Here is a 24043-nt window from a genome sequence, read left to right as displayed (position 1 = left end):
CAACGTCAAGTCGGCGTTAGATAGCGGTCGTCTGATGCAATCAATGTGGCGCTTGTTCGGCGGGCAACGCCTCGATGATCACAAAGGCTTGAGCAAGCGGGAAATCATCGGTGATTGTGAGGTGGATCGCCGCTCTGTGCCCCTGTGGCAGGATTTTGGCCAGCCGTGCCGCCGCTCCCCCGGTCAGCGCCATCGTCGGCGCGCCGCTGGGCAGGTTGGCGACCCCCATGTCGCGCCAGAACACGCCCTGCGCCAGGCCGGTGCCAAGCGCCTTGGCGCAGGCCTCCTTGGCGGCGAAGCGCTTGGCATAGGAGGCGGCGCGGCCCTTGCGGCCTTCCGAGCGGACCTGTTCGACCTCGGTGTAGATGCGCTGGATGAAGCGCTGACCATGCCGTTCCAGCGACTTTTCGATGCGTCTGATGTCGATCAGGTCGCTGCCGATGCCGATGATCATTCCGCCGGAACTTCCCGTCCGCGGTGCCCGGCCTTATGCGCCCGCTCTGCCATGCGCTTCCTGCGCTGCTCGCGAAAGGCTGTCATCCCCCAGCGGGTAATGCCGTAGAAGATCAGCCCGAAGATCAGGCCGAGCGGCACAGCGCCGATCAGCATCGGCTCGAGCACCGGGTGCCACAGCTTTGCAAACGACAGCGTGTGCATCATCTCACCAAGATGCGCAGGCGGTCCGTTCTTGGGCAGGCGTTCATGCAGGATCAGCTTGCCGACTTCCCAGGACGCTCCCCACAGCAGCGGGAAAGTCAGCGGATTGCCGAAGAATACCGCGCCGAGGGCGGCGGCCACCAGATTGCCGGCGACCACCCAGCAGAGCACGGCGGCGACGGCGAAATGGAAGCCGAGCGGAAAAAAGGAGGCGAAAACGCCGGCCGCGACGCCGGCCGCGACTGCATGCGGTGTCGCCTTCAGCCGCAGGATGCGCTTGGAGAAATATTGCAACGAGCGCGAAAACGAGCGGCGCGGCCACAGATAGGTACGCACCCGCTCCAGAATGCCATCAGGCTTTCGGCGTCGAAAAAGCACTCTGTTCCAGTTCCCGGTTCATCACGCCCAAATTGCAACCATCCCTGGCCGGGCGCGGTCGCTCCATCTTGCGCTTCGAGGGCGCAGAAAGGCAACAACGACTTTGATATAGCGACTGCCTTGCGGCGGAACAATGAAACGCCGCCGCGATGGTCTGCCGCAGGCGGGTAACAAGAGCGCCATTGGGGCGAAACTGAGGACAACACAACATCCAAGCGAGACTTTCATGACGACGATCAGGCCTGCCCGGGAAGACGACGCCGAGGCGGATAGACTATTCCCGATATTCGCTGACTTCGACCAAATTGCTGTCCGGATCGCGGAAATAGACCGACATCATCTTACCGCGGGCGCCGGTGCGCTCGACCGGACCGACTTCGATGGCAACGCCATTGGCTTCCAGACTGGCGCAAATCTCGGCAAGCGGCCTTGCGGCGATCAGGCAGAAATCGCCGGAGCCAGGCATCGGCATCTTGGCTTTCGGTTCAAAAGTGTGCGTTGCCTGATGCAGATTGATCTTCTGCGATCCGAACAGCAACGCCGTCGGCCGCTCCGGCTCGTCGAGGCGCTTGAGGCCAAGCACCCGCTGGTAGAAGGCGCAGCTGTCCTCCACCGAGCGGACCGTCAGCACGAAATGATCGATGCCGGCGATCATGGTGATGTCCCCTAAATGTTGCGGCTACCCGGCTTGATCGCCGGGATGGCGGCAAGTTCCGGCGGCAGGCGGTCGGCGGGATAGGCCGGCACCTCATATTCGGCAAGCGCGATCAGCGGCACGCCGACATTGGTCTTGCCGGCCGAGCGGTCGATGATGCAGGCCGCCGCCACGACCTCGGCGCCAATCGCGCGCAGGCAGTCGATGGTTTCGCGAATCGACAGGCCGGTGGTGACGATGTCCTCGACGATGACGACGCGCGATCCCGGCGCGATCTCGAAGCGGCGCAGCCTGAACTCGCCGCCTTCGCGCTCCACCCAGATTGCTGGCACACCGAGATGGCGCGACGTCTCATAGGCCGGGATCAGGCCGCCGATCGCCGGGCCGACGACGTAGTCGATCTTGCCCGGCACCGCCTTGCGGATCTTTTCGGCCAGCGCCTTGCAAAGCCGCTCGGTCTTGTCGGCATGCATGAAGACGCGCGCCTTCTGCAGGAAGACCGGGCTGCGCAGACCCGACGTCAGGATGAAATGTCCCTCCAGAACAGCGCCTGCCTCGCGGAAAATGCCCAGAACTTCATCGGTATTCATAACTCGCCCCATGTCCATGGTGAATGGTGAATGGTGAATGGTGAATGGTAGTGAGAACGCCTTCTTTCACTATTCACTATTCACTATTCACCCATTCACACGCCGCGCATCGCTGACGCTCGAATTATCCTTGAGCTGCGACAGCAGCCGGTTGAGGTGCTTCAGATCCCAGACTTCGAGATCGATCAGCATTTCGGTGAAGTCGGGCGCGGTGCGCACCATCGACAGCGTATGAATGTTGGCGTCGTTGGAGGCAACGACCTGGGCGATGTCGGCGAGCGAGCCCGGCGCGTTGATGGCGGTGACCGAGACGCGCGCCGGAAAGCGCTCCTTGGTCTGCTCGTCAATGTCCCAGCGCACGTCGATCCAGCGCTCCGGCTGGTCGTCGAAGGCCTGCAGCGCCGGCGACTGGATGGGATAGATGGTGATGCCGGTGCCCGGCTGGACGATGCCGACGATGCGGTCGCCAGGCACGGCCCCTTCCGGCGCGAAACGCACCGGCAGGTCGCCGCGCACGCCGCGGATCGGCACCGCGCCATCGCGCGGCTGGTCCTTGTCCTTGCGCGCGGCTCGGGTGCCGGGCATCTGGAACAGCATGCCGGCGGCGTTGCGGATCTTCGACCAGCCCTCCTCGCGCTGCTTGGGGGCGCTGACGGTGACGCGCTCGTCCTTGTAGTCTGGGAAGACCGCCTTCATGACGTCAGTCGAGGCAAGTTCGCCGCGCCCGACCGAGGCCAGCACATCTTCGATGTCCTTGCGCGCCAGCCGGTGCAGCACCGGCTTCAGGCTTTCCTTGGTGAAGGTCTTGCCGGCGCGCTCGAAGGCGCGCTCGAGAATGCGGGCACCAAGACCTGAATATTGCTTGCGAATGGCGTTCTTGGTGGCGCGGCGGATGGCTGAACGCGCCTTGCCGGTGACCACCACCGACTCCCAGGCCGCCGGCGGCACTTGCGCCTTGGAGCGGATGATCTCGACCTCGTCGCCGTTCTTAAGTTCCGTCATTAGCGGCATGATGCGGCCGTTGACCTTGGCGCCGACGCAGGTATCGCCGACATCGGTGTGCACGGCATAGGCGAAGTCGATGGGCGTGGCGCCGCGCGGCAGCGCGATCAGCATGCCTTTCGGCGTGAAGCAGAATACCTGGTCCTGGAACAGCTCCAGCTTGGTATTTTCGAGGAAGTCTTCCGGGTTGTCGCCTTCTGCCAGTTGCTCGATGGTGCGCCGCAGCCAGGCATAGGCGTTGGTCTCCTTCGAGATCGCATGGGCGGCACCGTTCGTCTTGCCGCCGGTGTCCTTGTAGATTGAATGGGCGGCGACGCCATATTCGGCGATCTTGTTCATCTCGCGGGTGCGGATCTGCAGTTCGACGCGCTGGCGCGATGGGCCGACAATGGTGGTGTGGATCGAACGGTAGTCGTTCTGCTTGGGCGTCGAGATGTAATCCTTGAAGCGGCCAGGTACCATCGACCATGTGGTGTGAATGGCGCCGAGCGCGCGGTAACAGTCTTCGACGCTGTCGACGACGACGCGGAAGCCGAAGATGTCCGAGAGCTGCTCGAAGGACAGCGCCTTGGCCTCCATTTTGCGGAACACCGACCAAGGCTTCTTCTGCCGGCTCTTCACGCCGGCGTTGATGGCATGCTTTTCGAACAGCGCCGACAGCGCCTTTTCGATGTCGGTCAGCACGCCCTTGTTGCGCTCGAATATCTCGGCAAGCCGCGCGGTGACGGCGCGATAGGCTTCCGGATTGATGAAGCGGAAGGCGATCTCTTCCAGTTCCTCGCGCATGCCTTGCATGCCCATGCGCCCGGCGAGCGGCGCATAGATGTCCATCGTCTCCTCGGCGATGCGCAGGCGCTTGGCCTCGGGCATGTGGTCGAGGGTGCGCATGTTGTGCAGACGGTCGGCGAGCTTGACCAGCAGAACGCGGACATCCTCCGAGATGGCCAGCAACAGCTTGCGCAGGTTTTCCGCCTGCTCGGCCTTCTTGGAGACGAGATCGAGCTTCTTCAGCTTGGTCAGGCCTTCGACCAGCTTGCCCATTTCGGGGCCGAACAGATCGTCGATCTCGGCCCGCGTCGCGGTGGTGTCCTCGATCGTGTCATGCAGCAAGGCGACGGCGATCGTCGCCTCGTCCATGTGCATTTCGGTGAGGATGGCGGCGACTTCGAGCGGATGCGAGAAATAGGGATCGCCGGAAGCGCGCTTCTGGTGGCCATGCTTCTGCATGGCGTAGACATAGGCCTTGTTGAGCAACGCCTCGTTGACGTCAGGCTTGTAGCGCGCAACGCGCTCGACAAGCTCATACTGACGCATCATGGGCGGGTTCTCACGGTGCTGAAATGATTGATGCGCCGCACTGATGTACGGCGCATCTCATAGATAGCCACGAAACTCACGGGACGGAAGTGCCGGAACCATATTCCCGGCAGGTCCAGGGCAGCGATTAGTAGTCGTCGCTCTTTTCCGGGGGAACCAGGCCCTCGATGCCGGCCAAAAGGTCTTCCTCGGTCATGCGATCGAAGGTGACGTTTTCTTCGGCGTCGTCGGCATCGGTAGCTGCAACTGCGTTGCCGGTCTGGTCGGCGATCGCCTCGCCGTCGGCCTCGGGCTCGTCGACCTCGACATGCTTCTGCAGCGAGTGGATCAGATCTTCCTTGAGGTCGTCGGGCGACAGCGTCTCGTCGGCGATCTCGCGCAGCGCTACGACCGGGTTCTTGTCGTTGTCGCGGGGCACGGTGATCGGCGCGCCCTGGCTGATCTGGCGGGCACGGTGGCCGGCGAGCAGCACGAGCTCGAAGCGGTTGTCGACCTTGTCGATGCAGTCTTCAACGGTTACGCGGGCCATTGATTGCCCCTTTCATGCCTGGATTTGATGGAAAACAGGCGCGGTCCATAACCCGAACGCCGCCAAAATACAAGCATTATGGCGCCGTGGCCCCATCGGCTGGCGAATGCCAGTCTCTGGCGCCGGTGAATGCCTTGCCGGCAAAGCCCGCCTACCGGCGACGACACGGCTCCGATCACAATTGCTTGCAGTGCGCCCCGGCACCCTTGGATTGCCGTAAAACTGGCGCTATCTCGGTTGACGAAAGGTCAGCCGGTTTATTTACGAGCCGACCGATATAACGACCCATTTCGATTAGTCCGCCACCTATTTCGAAAAAGGAATATTGCCATGTTCGACCCCCGTGAAAAAATCGCTCTTTTCATAGACGGCGCCAATCTCTACGCCACCTCGCGCGCACTCGGCTTCGACATAGACTACCGCAAACTGCTGTCCAGCTTCCAGAAGCGCGGCTATTTGCTGCGCGCCTATTACTACACCGCTCTGGTCGAGGATCAGGAATACTCTTCGATCCGCCCTTTGATCGACTGGCTCGACTACAATGGCTTCAAGGTGGTGACCAAGCCGGCCAAGGAATTCACCGACTCGACCGGCCGCCGCAAGATCAAGGGCAATATGGACATCGAACTGACCGTCGATGCGCTCGAACTTGCCGATGTTGTCGATCACTATGTCATCTTCTCCGGCGACGGCGACTTCCGCACACTGGTCGAAGCGCTGCAGCGGCGCGGCCGCAAGGTCTCGATCGTCTCCACCATGGCCTCGCAACCACCGATGATCTCGGACGATCTGCGCCGCCAGGCCGACCATTTCATCGATTTGACCTCGCTGAAGAACGAGGTCGGCCGCGATCCCTCCGAACGGCCGGTGCGCAGGCCCGAGCCGGCCGAAGTCGAAGAGGAAGACTATTGACGGCGGCGGCCTTGGACGCCGCTCCCGAACCCGACCGCGACTGCCCGCTCTGCCCGCGCCTGCATGATTTCATCGCAGACTGGCGGCAGCGCGAGCCGTCGTGGTTCAATGCGCCGGTGCCGACTTTCCTGCCGCCTGATGGCGAGGACGCCGTCGAGCTGCTGATCGTCGGGCTGGCGCCCGGCCTGCGCGGCGCCAACCGCACCGGGCGACCGTTCACCGGCGACTATGCCGGCGACCTGCTCTACTCAACGATGATCGCTCACGGTCTTGCCCGCGGCGAGTTCAAGGCGCGGCCGGATGACGGGCTCGAACTGATCGGCACCGCGATCACCAATGCGGTGCGCTGCGTGCCGCCTGAAAACAAGCCGGTCGGCGCCGAGATCGCCACTTGCCGCAGCTTTCTGGTGCCGACGATTGCACGCTTTCCCAAACTGCGCGCCCTGCTGGCGCTGGGCTCCATCGCCCACCAGTCGACCGTCAGGGCGCTGGGCCAGCGCGTCGCCGCCTATCCGTTCAAGCACGGCGGTCAGTTGCCGGCCGGCGGCGTCACGCTGTTTTCCAGCTATCACTGCTCGCGCTACAACACCAACACTGGGGTGCTGACCGAAGCGATGTTCGTCAAGGTATTCAGCGAGATCGCGTCGTTCCTGCGGAACTAGACGCTGCCTCTCAAAATCCCTCGAGCACGATCTTGCCCTTGGCCTTGCCGGTCTCGATCAGCGCATGGGCGCGCTTCAGATTGGCGGCATTGATTGGGCCGAACGTCTCGCCCAGCGTGGTGCGGATGGTGCCGGCGTCGACAAGGCGCGCCAGTTCGTTGAGATGTTCGCCCTGCGCGGCCATATCGGGCGTTTCATACAGCGAGCGGGTGAACATCGGCTCCCAGTGGACCGAAACGCTCTTGCGACCCAGTCGCGGGTTTCGGGCCGCGATGCGGTGGCGATCATCGTCAGATCGGTCAGCTGGCGCGCGAGTTGGACCGCGATCGACCCGACGCCGCCGGCGCCGCCGACGATCAGGATGGTGTTCGCGGCGCCGATGACTAGCTTCTTCACATTGAGGCGGTCGAACAGCGCCTCAAAGGCGGTGATCGCCCTCGTCGGCAGTGCTGCCGCCTGCGCATAGCCGAGCGAGCCAGACTGGGCTCATCGCCCGCAAGGTCTATGCGCAGATGCCGCCGAAGGTCGAGTACAGCCCGACGCCTCGTGGCCGAAGCCTGGAGCCCGTGATCACCGTGCTGAAGGTCTGGGGCGATGCGAATGTGACGCTGGCGCCGGAGGTTTCCCAGGCCGCTTGAAGCGGAGGCGTGGCGACCGCTTGCGTTGGTCCGGCCCTCACACCGGCAGCAGCGCGTCCGGCTTCACGTCCGATATCGACGCATAGGTGTGCGTTTCCCTGACACCCGGCAGCGGCAGGATCACGCGCTTCAAAAAATCCTGATAGGCGGCCATTTCCGAAATGCGCGCTTTCACCAGATAGTCGAAGCCGCCCACGACCATATGGCACTCCAGCACTTCGGGGGCCTTTGCTACCGCTTCGGCGAAACGGTCGAACACATGCGGCGCCGCCTGGTCGAGCCTGACTTCGATGAAGACGAGCGTGCCGCGGCCGATCTTTTGCGGATTGAGCACGGCCCGGACCGCGGTGATGAAACCCTCACGGAAAAGGCGCTTCACGCGCTGGCTGGTGCCGGTCGGCGACAGGCCGACACGGGCTGCTAGGTCAAGCGTCGTGCGACGCCCGTCCTCCTGCAGCAACCGAAGCAGGCTGCGATCGATGGCGTCGAGCTGATCGGATTCATGATTCACGTTTGCAGCGCCCATATCGCGTGACTTTCACTTCCACATTGCGAAAACAGCATATTTTGACGCACCATTTTCGACAATAGGCTGCGTTTTCAACGAAAGCCGTCTGGAGGAAGTACCCTTCCGCTGGCAGGATCGAGCGGGACAAGAATGCGCGTGACAGAGGACCGAAACACGAAGCCGGCAATCCTTGCTGGCCTGGCCATGATCGGCATCTACGCCGTGCAGTTCGTCGCCGCCCGCTTCAGCCTGCGGGAACATTTGACCGCGACCGATTTGGCAACGTTGCGCTTTGCCGGCGCCGGCATGGTCATGCTGCTGGTCGTCTGGAGAAACGGCCGGGCGACTGGCAAGGCATTGGGCTGGAGGCGTGCCTTGACGCTGGCGGCACTGGCCGGACTGCCCTACCCTATCATCATCAATTGGGGACTGACCTATGCGCCGGCAGCGCATGGTGCCGCACTTTGCCCTGCCTCGATCGTGTTCTTCTCATTCGTGCTGTCGCGCATCGCCACGAGGGAGAAAACCTCGCACCAGCGAACCATCGGCGTCGCAGCCATCATCGCCGGGCTGATCCTGTTCATTGCACCCGTGCGCACTGGCGGCGGCATGAAGGATGTCCTCTTCGGCGATCTTCTGTTCGTCGGATCCGGCGCGATGTTTGCCGCCTATGCCGTTCTCGTGCGGCGCTGGCGCGTCGATCCGGTTGCGGCGACCGCAACGGTGGTGCTGCTGTCATGCGTGCCGCTGCCGTTGCTCTATTTCTTTGCCCCAAGCGGCCTCCGCGCGGCATCAGTGGCCGAGATTGCCAGCCAGATCGTCATTCAAGGGTTTTTGGCGGGTGCGGCCGCCATGTTCCTGTACACCTATATCGTCCGGCAGCTGGGGTCGCAGGCGGCATCGCTGTTCATGCCATGCGTGCCGATCGCAACCGTGCTGATCGCGATGACGGTGCTCGGCGAGACGCCGACCGGCGCCCAGTTCGCCGCCGTACTGATCATGGCCGCGGGGATGGCTTTTTCGGCTCTTTCCAGGCCTGTTCCCAAGCCTGCGTAAGACTGCGGATGCCAAACTCAAGGCCAGCTGATTCGTTCAAGGCGATGGAGGCTTTTGCGAAGAGAGCGATGCGGGTGCAGCAAATAGCTCGGCCAGCGTTTGCTGCCCACCCTGCAGGACGTTGAGATCGACATCGCCCTCGATCCCGTCGACGCGGCCCATATTGTGGTACTGCCAGTAGATCCAGTCGTTGCGACCTGGCTCCAGGAGCAACGAGCGACGCCAGAGCGGGCGAACGTCGATTTTCCCGGCATAGGCGTCCTCGGCCTCGTCGGTCAGGTAGATGATCGCCGGCTTGCCGAACGCAGCTTCAACCGGTCCGAGGAAGGCCTGGAGTTCCGCGCTCAGCTGCTCCGGCGACGGGCGTTGCGGGCAGTTGCCGCCGAATTCGATGTCGACGACCGGTGGCAGCAGCGGCTGGTCGTGCGGCACCACCGCGATGAAATTTTTCGCCTGGTCGGCGCCCGGCCGGCAGAAGGTGAAGAAGTGATAGGCGCCGACGGCGAGGCCGGCCGCGCGCGCCTCGCGCAGATTCTTGGCGAAGGCATCGTCGACATGGTTGCCGCCCTCGGTCGCCTTGATGACGGCGAAGGCGACGTCATCGGCGGCAACGCGCCGCCAGTCGATCTCACCCTGATGATGGGANGGTCGCCTTGATGACGGCGAAGGCGACGTCATCGGCGGCAACGCGCCGCCAGTCGATCTCACCCTGATGATGGGAAACGTCGATACCCCTGACCGGATAGCTGTCACGATCCGGCGAGAACGTCCGGAAATAGAAGATGCCACCTGCGGCGACGATGCCGGCGAAGACCAGACTGGCCGCACCCCAGAGAATGATCCGGTTCTTCAAACCTTTCCCCATCGTGTTTTGCTGTTGCAGCTGTTCGAAACTTGAAAGCCGATGTCTGGCTTTTCTGGGGCTGCCTGAGATTCTAGCCGCGTTCCTTCATGAGCCGGCCCTTTTCGCGCGACCAGTCGCGCTGCTTTTCTGTCTCGCGCTTGTCGTGCAGTTTCTTGCCGCGGCCGACGGCGAGCAGCAGCTTGGCACGGCCCTGGTCGTTGAAGTAGATTTTCAGCGGCACCAGCGTCATGCCTTCGCGGTCGATGCTCTGCGCAAGTTTTGCCATCTCGCGCTTGTTGAGCAGCAGCTTGCGGCGCCGTCTGGGCTCATGGTTGAAGCGGTTGGCCTGCAGGTATTCCGGCAGATAGGAATTGATCAGCCAGATCTCGCCGCCCTCCACCGAGGCGTAGCTGTCCTGGATGTTGGCCTGGCCCTGGCGCAGCGACTTGACCTCGGTGCCGGTCAGCACAAGGCCGGCCTCGACCGTGTCGAGCACCTCATAGGAAAACCGCGCCTTGCGGTTTTCCGCAACGGTCTTGTTGTTGGGATCGGCTTTTCTGACCTGGTTCATGATGCGGAGAGGTGGCGCCTCATCCTTAATTTATCAAGCCGGCGTGCTTCATCGCCGCATCGATCTTCTCGGCGGTCGATGGCTCGATCGTCACCAGCGGCGAGCGCACCACGTTCTCGACCTTGCCAATCTTCGACAGCGCGTATTTGACGCCGCACAGGCCGGGCTCAAGGAAGATGGCCTTGTGCAGCGGCAGCAGACGGTCCTGCAATTCCAGCGCCTTGGCGCTGTCACCGGACAGTGTGGCTTCCTGGAATTCGGCGCACAGCCGCGGCGCGACATTCGACGTCACCGAGATGCAGCCGACACCGCCATGAGCGTTGAAGCCGAGGGCAGAGGCATCCTCACCTGAAAGCTGGATGAACTCCTTGCCGCAGGTGGCGCGCTGTTCGGACACGCGCTCGACCTTGCCGGTGGCATCCTTGACGCCGACGATGTTCTTGAAGTCGTGCGCCAGCCTGCCCATCGTCTCCGGCATCATGTCGATCACCGAGCGCGGCGGGATGTTGTAAATGATGATCGGCAGCTTGGTCGCCCTGGCGACGGCAGCGAAATGCTCGTACAAGCCGCGCTGTGTTGGCTTGTTGTAATAAGGCGTGACGACCAGAGCGGCGTCGGCGCCCGCCTGCTCGGCGTACTGCACCAGACCGACCGCTTCAGCGGTGTTGTTGGAGCCGGCGCCGGCGACGACCGGAGCGCGGCCCTTGGCCACATCGATGCAGACCTTGACGACATGGCGATGCTCGTCATGCGACAGCGTCGGCGACTCTCCGGTGGTGCCGACCGGGACGAGGCCCGTCGTGCCCTCGCCAAGTTGCCATTCGACGAAGGCGCGAAAGGCTTTCTCGTCGAAACGTCCGCTCTTTTCGAACGGCGTCACGAGCGCAGTAAGCGAGCCTCTCAGCATGTCGTCCAACTCCTTGGAACTTGTTTGTTTATGCGTGTCATCGTCCCAAAACCGGTTCCCGCTTTTGGGCGACATGCATCGGGCGCCTTCTAGCCGAAAGCGAAGCCGCGCACCATAGTCTCGACACTGTTGCGCGGCAAGCATGCCGATGGTGCCAGCAAGCGCAATTCGAACGGCCTCGATAACCCTTTGTTTACGAGCTCTTCACGACCTAAGTCTAGGCTCTCGGGCACCTGGGCTTGCCATCTAAAGTGCCGCAACAGGGAAAGATCAGGATCATGCCGGCCAGTCGGCCACTCCGCTTCATATTGCTTGGCGCCGTTGCCCTGCTGATAGTGGGAACGGCGGCAAACGAGAGCGTCGACGAGCAGACGACCTCATCGATCCCGATGCCTGACATGCAAGATGGAGCGCAGACCGATGCGCCCTCCGCCAATATCGCCGTGTTGAAAGGCAGTCTCGACGCGTTGGCGACCGGCGATATCGCCGCGGCACGAGCGGTGCGCGAAACATTGCCGGCCAGTTCGCTGGACCGCCATATCCTGGCCTGGGCGATCGCGCTCTATGGCGGCGACCGTGTGCCGAGCAGCGAGATTGCCGATACCGCAAAGATGTTGCCGAATTGGCCCGGCACCATCGCTCTGCGCAAGAACAGCGAGCGCGCGCTTTATCGCGAAAACCCCTCGCCGCAGACCGTGGTGAAAGCCTTTGACGGCAGCCAGCCGCTGACCTTTCAAGGCGTGGTCATCCTTGCCCGTTCTTATGTAGCTCTTGGCAACACCAAGGCTGCGCTTTCCGTGCTGTCGCCATTCTGGCGCACCGAGAAGCTGGAAGCCAGGGACGAGGCGGCCGTCAGCAAGGAGTTTGGCGCCATCATTCCGGCTGCCGACCATCGTTTCCGCATGGAACGGATGTTTTATGCCGACCGGGAGAATTCGGCACTGCGGGTCGCAGCACTTGCCGGCGCGCAACCGCTGGCCGATGCCTGGGCCGCCGCCTCGCGTGGCGACAAGAACGCGGCCAAGCTGTTGAAAGCGGTGCCTGCCGCGCAGCGATCGGCCGGCTATTTCTTCGCGCAAGCCGAATATCTGCGCAAGCAGCGGAAGTTTGCGGACGCCGCCGCGGTGATGATGAAAGCGCCAACGAGCCGCGACGCGCTGGTCGATCCCGATGCCTGGTGGGTCGAGCGCCGCGTGCTGTCGCGCGCACTGGTCGACCAGGGCGACTGGAAGACCGCCTACAAGATCGTTGCCGCGCATGCCGCCGAAAGCCCCGCCAGCGCCTCCGAGGCCGAATTCCACGCCGGCTGGTATGCGTTGCGCGGCCTTAACGATCCTGCGACGGCCTCGACCCATTTTGCCCGCATCGCCGATCTCGCGCAGGGACCGATGTCGCTGTCACGCGCCTATTACTGGCTTGGCCGCGCGGCGGAAGTCGGCGGTCCCGGCAATGCGAAGGATTATTTCACCAAGGCGGCAGCCTATGGCACCACTTTCTACGGGCAGTTGGCGGCGGAACGGGTTGGCTTGCGCACGCTGAACATCGTCTATCCCGAGCCAAGCACTGCCGACCGCCAAAGCTTTGACGGCCGCGAAGCCGTCAGCGCCATCAAGCGGCTGCAGGAGGCGGGCTACGACCGCTATGCCGAGACGCTTTACCGCGACCTCGCCGGGCAGTTGACCAGCCCCGGCGAGCTGGCGCTGCTTGCGGTGCTGGCGGAAAAGCAGGGCAATCATTTCATGGCGCTGAAGATCGGCAAGATCGCCGGCGCGCGCGGCATCGATGTCGGCGCGCTGTCGCATCCGCTGGGCGTCATTCCCGACACCGCCGACATATCCGGCTCGGGCAAGGCGCTGGCCTATGCGATCGCCCGCCAGGAAAGCGAATTCAATGTCGGCGCCGTCTCCAGCGCCGGCGCGCGCGGCCTGCTGCAGCTGATGCCGGGCACCGCCAAGCAATTGGCGAAGAAGGCAGGACTGAGCTTTTCCCAGGATCGGCTGACCAGCGATGCCGGTTACAATGCGACGCTGGGGGCTGCCTTCCTTGGCGAGCAGCTCGACCGCTTCGGCGGCTCCTATGTGCTGACCTTCGCCGGCTACAATGCCGGCCCTAACCGCGCCAGCCAATGGGTAGCCAAGTACGGCGACCCGCGCGGCAAGGGCATCGACGCCGTCGTCGACTGGATCGAGCGAATTCCCTACACCGAAACAAGAAGTTACGTGCAGCGCGTGATGGAGAATTACGAGGTCTACAAGATGCGCATTTCGGGGAAGTACGATATCGTTGGGGATTTGGTGAACGGAAGAGGCTGAGGCCGCAGAGCTGTCGCCACGGGCAGACGTTGGCGATCCTTCGCGCCCCCCTTGCCGGCCATCTCCCCCACGAGTGGGGAGATCAGCTGTCATTGCCGATTTCGCCGATCTCCAACGTCGAAGGAAGGGCGTAGCGCCTGAACCGCCAATCTCCCCCCTCGTGGGGGAGATGTCTGGCATTTCCAAGAGTGTCAGCTTGCCGACAACCCTCGATTTGACCGCTCCCACCCTCGCCTGTAGCAGACGGAGACAATCCGGACAGGGAGTCCTTTTAATATGTCGAGCACCGACGGCTTCTCCGACTTTTTCTACACCGCGCCGGACGGGCTCAAGCTTCACGCCCGCGTCTATGGCGAGACCAATTCGGCAGACTGGCAGGTCGTTTGCCTGCCCGGCCTGACCCGCAACGCGCGCGATTTCCATGAGCTGGCGCTTTATCTGTCGCAGCGAACCGACAATCCGCGCAAGGTCATCGCCTTCGACTACCGTGGCCGCGGCCAGTCCGCTTACGATCCTGATATCTGCCACTACAATGTCGGCATCGAAGCCGGCGATGTCCTCGCCGGACTGGCCGCTCTGAACGTCGAGGAAGCGGCCTTTATCGGCACATCGCGCGGCGGGCTGATCATCCACGTGCTCGGCGCGCTGCGGCCGGCCGCGCTGAAAGCCATCGTGCTGAACGACATCGGACCGGTGATCGAGGCCGCGGGGCTCGCCTATATCCAAACCTATCTCGACCCGGCACCGAAACCGAAGAGCCGCGCTGAGGCGATCGATGCCCAACGCGTCGCGCACGGCGCGGATTTTCCCGCTCTGACCGCAGCGGATTGGGAGCGGATGGTGTCGGCCCTCTACCGCGAGACGGACGAAAGCCTCCTGCTGCCGGATTTCGACACGCAGCTGGTCGAGACGGTGGCGGGCCTCGACCTCAGCAAGCCGTTGCCGGATCTGTGGCCGCAGTTCGAGGCGCTGGCGGCCATACCTTTGCTTGCCATTCGCGGCGCCAACTCGAAACTCCTGTCGGCCGACACACTCGACGAGATGCAAAAGCGTCATTCCGGCATGGAAGCGATCACCGTCGAGGGCCAGGGCCATGCGCCCTTCCTGGAGACAGGCAACCTGCCGGGCGCTATCGCGACCTTCCTGGATGGAGTACCAAATGCGGCCCAGAAAAAGTAAACCCCAAGATCAAAGATGATCCTGGGGTTGCCGAGGCAGTATATGAAAGCCTTGGGTAACTATTTGGCTTTCGAGCTTTTCCGGGGCGCCTTGGGTGCCTTCGCCGCTGCCGCTTTACTTTTTTGAGCAGGCGCTGGCACTGAGGCCGTGGTCAGCGGCGATGCGAAGGCCGAGCTTTTTCCATCGCCGGATAACCCCTCGCCGCGGGGCGTTTCCAGCACGACAACGCAGCCGTCGAGATCGTTGGTGGCCAGATGCGCATAGCGCATGGTCATCGAAAGCGTCTGGTGGCCGAGCCACATCTGCACGCGGCGGATGTCGATGCCGCCCTGGACCAGACGCGAGGCACAGGTGTGACGCAAGATGTGCGGAACCACCTGGTCGTCGGCGCCGAGACCGACTTCGGCCTTGGCATCGTTCCAGATGGCGCGAAATTGTGCCTGGCTGAGTTTGGTGAACGGACCCTTGGGCCGGCGGCCCTCTGACGGGGGCAGTTTGATCACCTCTTTGACCCGCTCGGTCATCGGGATGGTGCGGCTGCGGCCGGATTTGGTGATCCAGAACGAGACGCGATGTTCCTGGATATCGTTCCAGATCAGTCCGAGCCCCTCGCCGAGACGGCATCCGGTGTCCACGAGAAAGCACGAAAGACGGTAGGCGTCTTCGCTGCGGGTCCTGATGGCGGCGAACAGCCTTGCTTCTTCGTCCCTTTCGAGGAAACGAATTCGTCCCGCCCGCTCCTTCTGGCGGCGGAACTCGGGCAGGCTGTGGATATCCCCCATCTTGTAAGCCTTGCGCAGCAGTTTGCTGAGGGCAGCCATCTTTCGATTGATGGTTGCGTTGCTGTTGCCGCGCTGGCGCAAGGTGCCGATAAGATTGTCCAGGGTGCTCTGGTCGAAGGCGCTGAACCGTTCTCCGAGGAGAATCTCGTCTATTTCGCCGATGAAGGAGCTGACATTGTATTTATGTCGCCCATCATCCCAGAGTATGTCTCGGTACGCTGAAAAAAGCTCTCGGACCCGGTGCGACTTTACTTCTCTAATCTTGTTGTAGCTGTATTTTATCTTCGCATTTTGAGAAGAGAACATTGAGAAATGTTCGGAGGGGTCGCCCTCTTGTATCGCGTCGCTGGTCATAAATTGCCACACCCCCGAGTGGATAGAGTCAGACCTACCCGCTTGGAAGCGTCCTTTCAAGAGATTTAATCACGCAGTTGTGAATTCATCCGCCCATCAGCGGATCCCACGAACGCACCCTACGGACTGTTCAGCTGCCGATTCCCCCTGTTCCTTCTGCTTGTCTTGTCCAGTCACGAAACAAAAACAGCCCGGGCGTTTATGCGCCCGGGCTGGTATTCACTTGCCTAAAGCCAGACCTTAGAACGAGCGCTGGAAGCGGAGCATGCCGCCGATGGCGTCGTCGCCATCAGTAATACCGGTCCAGTTGTGGTTCGTGCCAAGGGTATCGACCTCATCGATCTTGCCTGCATTGACGTAGTCAACTTCGGCAGTGATCGTGAACCCAGGAACGACGTCGTAGGCGATGTTGGCTGCGATGCCGAGGTTTTCACCTTCGTCATACGAAACCTGAGCGTTGAACGAGGTCTTCTCGTTGATGGTGTAGGTGCCACCACCCCAGACTGCCCAGTTGCCATCCCACGGCTTGTAGAAGCCGCGGCCGCCGGCCGGGAACGCGTAGCCCGTATCCGTCAGGTTGTCGTCGGTGCCGTAGCCGCCCATGATGAAGAGCGACAGGTTCTGCATCGGGGTGATGTCCAAACGAACCTTGCCGGAGACTTCTTCATAGTTGCTGTCGTAAGCGATGACGCCGGTGATGGCGCCCCAGCCCTGCGTGTACTTCAAGCCGCCGACGACATGCGGAACGTAGCTGTCGATCGTGCCCACGCCGTAGGAACCGGGAGTACCGCCGCCCGCGCCTTCTTCGAGCGAGATCACGGCCGAGAAGCCGTTGCCCGCATCGAAATAGTACTGGATGACGTTGGTGTCGAAATCGCCGTAGGGAACCAGCGTATCCTGAATGACGTTGCCGGCGTAGCCGATGAACGTGTTGAAGGCCGATTCGTCCTTACCGACGCGCAGGCCACCGAGCTGGATCCAGGCGAAGTTCAGCGAGACAGTGTCGCCGTTGCCAGCAGCATTGGGCGAGCCAAAGAGGGGGCCGGCTCCGTCCGGATCGAAGCCCGAATCACGGTTGTTGTTCTGGAAGTTGAAGCGGGTCTCGGTGTAGGTCTTCAAGGTGCCGAGCTCGGTTTCCTGGCCGGTCCAGGTCTTCAGCGAGAAACGGGCGTGCTTGAACCAGGTGTCGTTGCTGCCACCGTCCTCAACGTCGGCAGACGTCGCACCGTCGAACGAGCCGACGTCGCCGGCGCCGATATCGTAGCGGATATAGCCGCCGATGCGCAGGCAGGTTTCGGTGCCGGGGATGTAGAAGTAGCCCGAGCCGTAAACGTCGCAAATCTTGACGTATTCAGCCGGTTCCGGCTCGGCGACGACGACGGCGTCGGCGGCGCGCGCACCGGAAACTGCGATCAAGGCCGCAGCGGAGCCGAGGAGAAGGCTCTTAATGTTCATTTTCTGACCTCCAGTCAAAAGTTAAAAAACGGGTCTGGGTATTCTTTGCTGAAGGACAGCGTTCCCTGCCCCATCCCCACTACCGAAAAAGATGCGCACCGCGCCGCTCCTTCGAAATCGACATTACCCATGAGGCGGCGGCGTTCAACCACGATCGTACGGGCGAAAGGGCTGTGCGGACGCTATCCCCCGGCGTTGTTGCACAAATGACACGATTTGGCCTCAGTCAGAAAGCTCTCATTAACTATCGAAGGGCCTGCAAGCCTTATCCAGCGCCGCGCAATGTGGCCGAATCCGGCGATGGCCGGCCGGAATTGCGGCCATGTCGCCGACTCGCCAGCCAGGGAACTGCCGTAGAATCGCCGCATGCAAAACGCGCCGCTGCGGCGGAATGCGGATTTTTCAACGATTATCGCGCCGGCTTGTTGATTGTGCCGGCGCTTTTCTCTATCCAGCGGCGCAACGGAGAGGTGGCCGAGTGGTCGAAGGCGCTCCCCTGCTAAGGGAGTAGAGGTCAAAAGCTTCTCGTGGGTTCGAATCCCATCCTCTCCGCCATCCTGCTTCGCTCTTCGAGCTTCGCAGGACAAGCCCAACCCTCAGCGCGAAGCAGGATGGCGGAGAGGATGCCCTCCGAAGCCTTGGCGTAGGAGGGCCGGACCGTGTGGTGTGCTACGTGCCGCACAGCGTAAGCCCAGAGAACCCCTTGCAAAATTCGATTGGCAGTCCTGCTTCGCTCTTCGAGCTTCGCAGGACAAGCCCAACCCTCAGCGCGAAGCAAGATGGCGGAGAGGATGCCCTCCGAAGCCCCGGCAAAGGAGAGCAGCTCATGTGGTATGTGTATCTTCTGGAGAGTACGGCTGCGGAAGGCGAACGCTATATCGGCATAACGAAGGACCTGAAACGACGGCTTGTCGAGCACAATGCGGGGAAATCCAGCCATACATCCAAGTTTCTGCCGTGGCGGATCGTCACCTATATGGCCTTTTCGAACCAGGCCAAGGCAGCTTCATTCGAGCGCTATCTCAAATCCGGTTCAGGGCATGCTTTCGCAAACAAGCGCCTGTGGTGATGGCCGCATCACCCGCAGCAAAGTCCATTTTTTCAATAAACCTCAACAATAACAACTGATTACAGCGAAAACGCCTGTCGCCGGCTTCACTGTCTTGTTCGATTCTGACTGGAGGTCAGAAAATGAACATTAAGAGCCTTCTTCTCGGCTCCGCTGCGGCCCTGATCGCAGTTTCCGGTGCGCGCGCCGCCGACGCCGTCGTCGTCGCCGAGCCGGAACCGGCTGAATACGTCAAGATCTNCCCTGATCGCAGTTTCCGGTGCGCGCGCCGCCGACGCCGTCGTCGTCGCCGAGCCGGAACCGGCTGAATACGTCAAGATCTGCGACGTCTACGGCGCCGGCTACTTCTACATTCCCGGCACCGAAACCTGCCTGCGCATTGGCGGCTATGTCCGTTACGACATCGGTGCCGGCGACGTCGGCTCGTTCGACGGTGCGAGGTCCTTCGACCATAAGGATGGCGACGAGCAGGACACCTTCTACAAGAACGCCCGCTTCACGCTGAAGACCTGGACCGGCCAGGAAACCGAACTCGGCACCTTGAAGACCTACACCGAGACCCGCTTCAACTTCGGCAATCGTAACGGCTATCCGTCGGCAGACGATCCGGCGACGGAAGCAGACGAGTTCAACTCCAACCCTGCCGGCAACAAGAACGTTTCGCTGAACTTCGCCTGGATCCAGCTCGGTGGTCTGCGCGTCGGTAAAGACGAATCGGCCTTCGACACGTTCATCGGCTACGCCGGCAACGTCCTTCAGGATACGCTCGTTCCCTACGGCGACTTCGACACCAACGTCGTCCAGTACTACTTCGATGCGGGCAACGGCTTCTCGGCCGTCGTCTCTCTCGAAGAAGGCTCGGGCTTCGACACCATCGACAGCTACGTTCCGCATGTCGTCGGCGGCGTGAAGTACACGCAGGGCTGGGGCGCCATCACCGGCGTCGTCGCTTATGACAGCAACTATGAAGAAGTCGCCGGCAAGGTTCGGTTGGACATCACCCCGATGCAGAACCTGTCGCTGTTCATCATGGGCGGCTACGGCACCGACGACAATTTGACGGACTCGAGCTATGCGATCGACGCCGGCGGCCGCGGCTTCTACAAGCAGTGGGGCGGCAACTGGGCATTCTGGGGTGGCGGCACCTACACCATCAACGAGAAGACCTCGTTCAACGCCCAGGTCTCGTATGACGAATGGAAGAATCTCGGCGTCGCCGCCAACATCGCCTACGACGTTGTTCCCGGCTTCACGGTCACGGCCGAAGTCGACTACCTCAACGCAGGCAAGTTCGACGACGCCAACTTCTCCAACTTCACCAACGCCGACAAGAAGAGCAGCATTGGCGGCCTGCTGCGCTTCCAGCGCTCGTTCTAACAGGCTCTGACTGGCTCAAAATCGAACCCGGCGGGCAACCGCCGGGTTTTTCTTTTTGAAGCATCCGTCGCCATAGTCATTGGCTGCAGTTTGAAGCATCCGTCGCCATAGTCATTGGCTGCAGTGCTGGCCTTCAAAAGGTTGCCGCCTACCGGCAGTCAGGTCGTAGAGCGTGGCCACCCGCGCCGATTTCATCCCGGGCGTCATGGCCGCTATTTCCAGCCGCGCCAGAACTTGCGCCGTCCTATCGGGCACGCTAGCAAGAAGGCCCCTCTTCTCGTCGTGAGCCTTTGCCATGCGCCAGCGCCCTGCCCTCACGCCGCTTGTCGGCGCACTCCCCTCGACGGTGCCGTTTGTCGGCCCGGAGGCGCAGGAGCGCGAGCGCGGCCGCGCGTTTCGCGCCCGCATCGGCGCCAATGAGAGCAGTTTCGGGCCTTCACCGCGCGTTATCGCCCGCATGGAGAGCGTCGCGCGTGACCAGTGGATGTATTGCGATCCCGACAATTACGATCTGAAGCAGGCCACCGCCCGCCATCTCGGGGTCGGCGCCGAAAACGTCGTGGTCGGCGAAGGCATAGACGGGCTGCTCAGCCTGGTGGCGCGCATGTATGTGGCGCCCGGCGACGCGGTGGTCACCTCGCTCGGTGCCTATCCGACCTTCAATTTCCACATTGCCGGCGTCGGCGGCCGGCTGGTCACGGTGCCTTACGAGAACGACAAGGAAAGTCTGGACGAACTGCTTAAGGCAGTTATCAAGGATAAGGCGCCGCTGGTCTATCTCTCCAATCCGGACAATCCGATGGGCAGCTGGTGGGAAGCAGGAGATATCACCCGCTTTGTCGAAGCGTTGCCGGAAACCACCATGCTGGTGCTCGACGAGGCCTATGGCGAGTTGGGACCGGCCTCGGCGCTGCCGCCGATCGATGTCGCGCGGCCCAACGTCATCCGCATGCGCACCTTCTCCAAGGCATACGGGCTGGCCGGCATTCGCTGCGGCTATGCGGTGGCCGAGGCTGAGGTGATCCGCGATTTCGAGAAGATCCGCAACCATTACGGCGTCAGCCGCATGGCGCAGATCGCCGGCGTCGAGGCGCTGGCCGACCAGGACTGGCTGCACAGCGTGGTGGCGCGAGTCGCTGCCGGCCGCACACGTATAGCCGGGACTGCGGAGACGAACGGGCTGAAGCCGCTGCCATCGGCGACCAATTTCGTCACCATCGATTGCGGCAAGGACGGCGCCTTCGCGCTGAAAGTGCTGCAAAATCTTTTGTCGCGCGACGTGTTCATTCGCAAACCGATGGCGCCAGGGCTCGACCGTTGCATAAGGGTCAGCGTCGGCCTCGATCATGAGCTCGACATCTTTGCCGAGGAACTGCCCGGCGCACTCGCCGCGGCGCGGGGAAACTAGCCCGGCCGATTGCCGTCGCGACACGGCCTGCCGACGCCGCCAAAAGCCACGATAAAATCAGCCGAGTCCCCGGCTTCCGTCGATCCAACAACAATCCAACCGTTCAAGGCTGTTGCTTTCGTCCAATCCCGCGCCAGTTCTTGAGCATGGGAGATAACGACCGGCAAAAGGCGGTGCAGGCGCGCGTGCATGGTAAGGTGCAAGGCGTCGGCTACCGGATGTGGGCGCGACGCGAAGCGATAGGGCTTGGCCTCGTAGGTTGGGTACGCAATGAACGAGACGGCACGGTGACGGCCTCGATTGCCGGTGCCGATGCTGCGGTTTCCACAATGATCGAACGGCTCCGGCAAGGGCCAAGGGGAGCTTCGGTTTCGAAGGTCGAGATCGAAGAATTCGAACTCCTCGACGCGCCCATCGACTTTCGGATCATTGCCTAGACGGAACCACTTTATTGCCGCTTGAATTAATTGAACGTTCGTTTTATTGGTAAATATCGGGAGACGATCATGGCACGCACAACGGGATCCGATGGCGAAAAGACTGAAGCGGCCGTCCGCGAGGCAGCGGTCAGCCTGATCGCCCGCTTCGGCTACGAGGCGATGTCGATGCGGCAGCTTGCCGCCGAGGTCGGCGTCCAGGCCGCCGCGCTCTACCGCTATTTTCCGACCAAGGAAGACCTGCTGTTCACGCTTATGCGCGAACATATGGAAGGGCTGATCGAAGCGTGGGACGCCGCACGCCCCGATGCCGCCGATCCGGCAACGCGGCTTGCCGCCTATGTCGAAAACCACATCGCTTTCCACATCGAGCGCCGCCACTGCACCCATGTCTCGAACATGGAATTGCGCAGCCTGTCACATGACCGGCTGACGCAGATCCTTCGCATGCGCACCGCCTATGAGAAGGAGTTGCGCGCCATCCTGCGCGACGGCGCGGAGGCCGGCGCCTTCAGTGTCGATGACACCGGGCTCACTGCCATGGCCCTGATCCAGATGATGACCGGCGTCATCGTCTGGTTCCGGCCGGGCGAGCGGCTGTCGATGGCTGAAGTCACGGCGACATATCTTTCAATGACAATGCGCCTGGTTGGCGCGAAGATCGACGGCAAGACTTACAGCGCCGCGCGTCCCTTCGGACGCGCAAAGGACGCTGTATCATTTTGATTTCGCGCATGATCCTTTCCGAAAATCGAAGTCGATTTTCGGGGTCATGCGGCAGGAGGGAACGGCATGTACACGAACACACTCAGCTTCGGGCATGACGAGGACATCGAGGCGCTGCGCGATCTGGTGCGCCGCTTTGCCCAGGAGAAAATAGCGCCGATCGCTGCCGAGATCGACCGCAGCAATCAATTCCCCACGCATCTGTGGAAAGAGCTCGGCGCGCTCGGCCTTCTCGGCATCACCGCCGATCCCGATTTCGGCGGCAGCGGCATGGGCTATCTTGCCCACGTCATTGCGGTGGAAGAGATTTCGCGCGCCTCGGGCTCGGTTGGTCTCTCCTACGGCGCCCATTCGAACCTCTGCGTTAACCAGATCAACCGCTGGGCGACGCCGGCGCAGAAGGAGAAATTCCTGCCGGCATTGTGCTCGGGCGAAAGGGCAGGTGCGCTGGCCATGTCGGAATCGGGCGCCGGCTCCGACGTCGTCTCGCTCAAGCTGCGCGCCGAAAAGCGCAAAGACCGCTATGTGCTCAACGGCTCGAAAATGTGGATCACCAACGGCCCCGACGCCGAAACGCTGGTGGTCTACGCCAAGACCGATCCGGAGCGGAAATCGCACGGCATCACCGCCTTCATCGTCGAAAAGACGATGGCCGGCTTCTCGGCATCGCCAAAGCTCGACAAGCTCGGCATGCGCGGCTCCAACACCGGCGAACTGGTGTTCGACAATGTCGAGGTTCCCTACGACAATGTGCTGCATGAGGAAGGCCGCGGCGTTGAGGTGCTGATGTCGGGCCTCGACTACGAGCGCACCGTGCTCGCCGGCGGCCCGCTCGGGCTGATGGCGGCGAGCCTCGATGTCGCCATCCCCTATGTGCATGAGCGCAAGCAGTTCGGCCAGCCGATCGGGGAGTTCCAGCTGGTACAGGGCAAGCTCGCCGACATGTATTCGACGATGAATGCCGCGCGCGCTTACGTTTATGCTGTCGCGGCTTCCTGCGATCGCGGCCAGACGACACGCAAGGATGCCGCCGGCTGCGTGCTGTTTGCCGCGGAAAAGGCGACGCTGATGGCGCTCGACGCCATCCAGCTGCTTGGCGGCAACGGGTATACCAACGAGTATCCGACCGGCCGGCTGTTGCGCGACGCCAAGCTCTACGAGATCGGCGCCGGCACCAGCGAAATCCGCCGCTGGCTGATCGGGCGCGAGATCATGGCGGAAGGGGTTTAGTGCCTGCCAAGATGGCAGGCTGTAGTTTTGCGGGTATCGAGAGACAAGTAGGGCGATAGATGGTTACGTCATCGGGGCATCCAGTCACAAGGCGGGGGATATTTGCGATGGCTTTGTTTTCCATAATCGCTGGCTTTCTCGGGCGCGCGAAGGCTCAGAAGCGTCGCTTTTCTAATATGGCGGAATTCAGAGAGCTCGTAATTGCCGAATTCAAACGGCAGCCGGGTGTCGATAGCGCTGTCGCAGACCCATCGGATCCTGCAAAAATCGGTGCAAAACTCGATGGCGCAGAAGTGACGGCAGACGTCACAAACGTGTTCGGGCACTTGAACTCATACCCCGACGAAGACGCCGATGCGGCCATACGCAGGCTTGTCCGAGGCATCGCCGAAATACGACCTAGGTGTTTGATCCCAGGCTTTGATGGTGCATACTTTTCGTCCGAATCAAAGGATGCGCTATGGGCCAGGTTCTTCATGGGAGCGCCA

At 62.0% G+C, this 24043-nt stretch carries 22 protein-coding genes, 1 tRNA gene and 4 pseudogenes; 14 read left to right on the top strand and 13 right to left on the bottom strand.

Going from position 1 to position 24043, the window contains the following annotated elements; genetic code table 11:
- Positions 1-40: 40 nt before the first annotated feature.
- The 6 genes from acpS to rpoZ form a co-directional block, all read right to left on the bottom strand.
- The gene (acpS, locus tag X756_RS139455; protein ID WP_023670240.1) at positions 41-454 is read right to left on the bottom strand and encodes a holo-ACP synthase; all 414 of its coding nucleotides are present in this window, start codon (positions 452-454) and stop codon (positions 41-43) included.
- Positions 451-1035 carry a DUF2062 domain-containing protein gene (locus X756_RS139460; protein WP_023670239.1) on the bottom strand — a complete coding sequence of 195 codons (585 nt, stop codon included), beginning with the start codon at positions 1033-1035 and terminating at the stop codon, positions 451-453. The genes acpS and X756_RS139460 overlap by 4 nt, the downstream gene beginning before the upstream one ends.
- 274 nt (positions 1036-1309) lie before the next feature.
- Positions 1310-1690 carry a VOC family protein gene (locus X756_RS139465; protein WP_023731419.1) on the bottom strand — a complete coding sequence of 127 codons (381 nt, stop codon included), beginning with the start codon at positions 1688-1690 and terminating at the stop codon, positions 1310-1312.
- 11 nt (positions 1691-1701) lie between these two features.
- On the bottom strand, positions 1702-2280 hold the full coding sequence (pyrE, locus tag X756_RS139470) for an orotate phosphoribosyltransferase (RefSeq protein WP_023731418.1): 579 nt from the start codon (positions 2278-2280) through the stop codon (positions 1702-1704).
- 87 nt (positions 2281-2367) lie between these two features.
- The gene (locus X756_RS139475) at positions 2368-4599 is read right to left on the bottom strand and encodes a bifunctional (p)ppGpp synthetase/guanosine-3',5'-bis(diphosphate) 3'-pyrophosphohydrolase (protein ID WP_023670236.1); all 2232 of its coding nucleotides are present in this window, start codon (positions 4597-4599) and stop codon (positions 2368-2370) included.
- Positions 4600-4726: 127 nt separating this feature from the next.
- Complete coding sequence (gene rpoZ, locus X756_RS139480) at positions 4727-5128, bottom strand: DNA-directed RNA polymerase subunit omega (protein ID WP_023670235.1); 402 nt, start codon at positions 5126-5128, stop codon at positions 4727-4729.
- 330 nt (positions 5129-5458) lie between these two features.
- On the opposite strand from rpoZ, the gene X756_RS139485 reads away from it, so the two are divergent.
- Positions 5459-6040 carry an NYN domain-containing protein gene (locus X756_RS139485; protein ID WP_023670234.1) on the top strand — a complete coding sequence of 194 codons (582 nt, stop codon included), beginning with the start codon at positions 5459-5461 and terminating at the stop codon, positions 6038-6040.
- A complete protein-coding gene (locus X756_RS139490; protein WP_023731417.1) occupies positions 6037-6702 on the top strand; it encodes a uracil-DNA glycosylase in 666 nt (221 codons plus the stop codon). Before X756_RS139485 ends, X756_RS139490 begins: the two co-directional genes overlap by 4 nt.
- 10 nt (positions 6703-6712) lie before the next feature.
- Here the strand turns inward: X756_RS139490 and X756_RS1000000168135 are convergent.
- Positions 6713-7176, bottom strand: a pseudogene (locus X756_RS1000000168135) (zinc-binding dehydrogenase); the annotation flags it as partial.
- An 8-nt stretch (positions 7177-7184) separates the two neighbouring features.
- Between X756_RS1000000168135 and X756_RS139495 the strand changes: the two are divergent.
- Positions 7185-7340, top strand: a pseudogene (locus X756_RS139495) (winged helix-turn-helix transcriptional regulator); the annotation flags it as partial.
- A 37-nt stretch (positions 7341-7377) separates the two neighbouring features.
- Here X756_RS139495 and X756_RS139500 read toward each other — a convergent pair.
- The gene (locus X756_RS139500; protein WP_050587694.1) at positions 7378-7866 is read right to left on the bottom strand and encodes an Lrp/AsnC ligand binding domain-containing protein; all 489 of its coding nucleotides are present in this window, start codon (positions 7864-7866) and stop codon (positions 7378-7380) included.
- A 138-nt stretch (positions 7867-8004) separates the two neighbouring features.
- Here X756_RS139500 and X756_RS139505 point away from each other — a divergent pair, with 138 nt between their 5' ends.
- A complete protein-coding gene (locus tag X756_RS139505; RefSeq protein WP_245260212.1) occupies positions 8005-8904 on the top strand; it encodes a DMT family transporter in 900 nt (299 codons plus the stop codon).
- 36 nt (positions 8905-8940) lie between these two features.
- On the opposite strand, the pseudogene X756_RS01000000166060 reads toward X756_RS139505, so the two are convergent.
- The 3 genes and pseudogenes from X756_RS01000000166060 to dapA form a co-directional block, all read right to left on the bottom strand.
- Positions 8941-9757 (bottom strand): annotated as a pseudogene (locus X756_RS01000000166060) (GH25 family lysozyme).
- 82 nt (positions 9758-9839) lie between these two features.
- The gene (gene smpB / locus X756_RS139510; RefSeq protein ID WP_023670226.1) at positions 9840-10319 is read right to left on the bottom strand and encodes an SsrA-binding protein SmpB; all 480 of its coding nucleotides are present in this window, start codon (positions 10317-10319) and stop codon (positions 9840-9842) included.
- 25 nt (positions 10320-10344) lie between these two features.
- On the bottom strand, positions 10345-11226 hold the full coding sequence (gene dapA, locus X756_RS139515) for a 4-hydroxy-tetrahydrodipicolinate synthase (protein WP_023731414.1): 882 nt from the start codon (positions 11224-11226) through the stop codon (positions 10345-10347).
- 278 nt (positions 11227-11504) lie between these two features.
- Here dapA and X756_RS139520 point away from each other — a divergent pair, with 278 nt between their 5' ends.
- Together X756_RS139520 and X756_RS139525 are read left to right on the top strand one after the other, a co-directional pair.
- Positions 11505-13538 (top strand): lytic transglycosylase domain-containing protein, encoded by a 2034-nt coding sequence (locus X756_RS139520; protein WP_023731413.1) that lies wholly within the window; start codon positions 11505-11507, stop codon positions 13536-13538.
- A gap of 276 nt (positions 13539-13814) precedes the next feature.
- Positions 13815-14717 (top strand): alpha/beta hydrolase, encoded by a 903-nt coding sequence (locus X756_RS139525; RefSeq protein WP_023731412.1) that lies wholly within the window; start codon positions 13815-13817, stop codon positions 14715-14717.
- Positions 14718-14776: 59 nt separating this feature from the next.
- Here the strand turns inward: X756_RS139525 and X756_RS139530 are convergent, their stop codons facing one another.
- Both X756_RS139530 and X756_RS139535 read right to left on the bottom strand, forming a co-directional pair.
- On the bottom strand, positions 14777-15853 hold the full coding sequence (locus tag X756_RS139530; protein WP_023731411.1) for a site-specific integrase: 1077 nt from the start codon (positions 15851-15853) through the stop codon (positions 14777-14779).
- 240 nt (positions 15854-16093) lie between these two features.
- Positions 16094-17308 (bottom strand): porin, encoded by a 1215-nt coding sequence (locus tag X756_RS139535; protein ID WP_023731410.1) that lies wholly within the window; start codon positions 17306-17308, stop codon positions 16094-16096.
- A 464-nt stretch (positions 17309-17772) separates the two neighbouring features.
- Here X756_RS139535 and X756_RS139540 point away from each other — a divergent pair.
- From X756_RS139540 to X756_RS01000000166050, 8 genes and pseudogenes are all read left to right on the top strand, one after another.
- A tRNA-Ser gene (locus tag X756_RS139540) sits at positions 17773-17863 on the top strand.
- A 271-nt stretch (positions 17864-18134) separates the two neighbouring features.
- On the top strand, positions 18135-18377 hold the full coding sequence (locus X756_RS139545; RefSeq protein ID WP_023731409.1) for a GIY-YIG nuclease family protein: 243 nt from the start codon (positions 18135-18137) through the stop codon (positions 18375-18377).
- A 122-nt stretch (positions 18378-18499) separates the two neighbouring features.
- Positions 18500-19754 (top strand): annotated as a pseudogene (locus tag X756_RS139550) (porin).
- Positions 19755-20049: 295 nt separating this feature from the next.
- Positions 20050-21162: a pyridoxal phosphate-dependent aminotransferase gene (locus tag X756_RS139560; RefSeq protein WP_023731406.1), complete on the top strand. Its 1113-nt coding sequence runs from the start codon at positions 20050-20052 to the stop codon at positions 21160-21162.
- A gap of 146 nt (positions 21163-21308) precedes the next feature.
- Positions 21309-21599, top strand: coding sequence for an acylphosphatase (locus tag X756_RS139565; protein ID WP_023731405.1), 291 nt, complete (start codon positions 21309-21311; stop codon positions 21597-21599).
- A gap of 69 nt (positions 21600-21668) precedes the next feature.
- Positions 21669-22325, top strand: a complete 657-nt coding sequence (locus X756_RS139570) for a TetR/AcrR family transcriptional regulator (RefSeq protein WP_023731404.1) — start codon at positions 21669-21671, stop codon at positions 22323-22325.
- A gap of 66 nt (positions 22326-22391) precedes the next feature.
- On the top strand, positions 22392-23555 hold the full coding sequence (locus tag X756_RS139575) for an isovaleryl-CoA dehydrogenase (RefSeq protein WP_023731403.1): 1164 nt from the start codon (positions 22392-22394) through the stop codon (positions 23553-23555).
- A gap of 107 nt (positions 23556-23662) precedes the next feature.
- A partial coding sequence (locus X756_RS01000000166050) for a hypothetical protein (protein WP_032999637.1) occupies positions 23663-24043 on the top strand: 381 nt, incomplete at its 3' end.

The organism is Mesorhizobium sp. LNJC405B00, from assembly GCF_000502615.1.
GTDB lineage: Bacteria > Pseudomonadota > Alphaproteobacteria > Rhizobiales > Rhizobiaceae > Mesorhizobium.
This window is presented reverse-complemented; position numbering and strand designations above follow the sequence as displayed.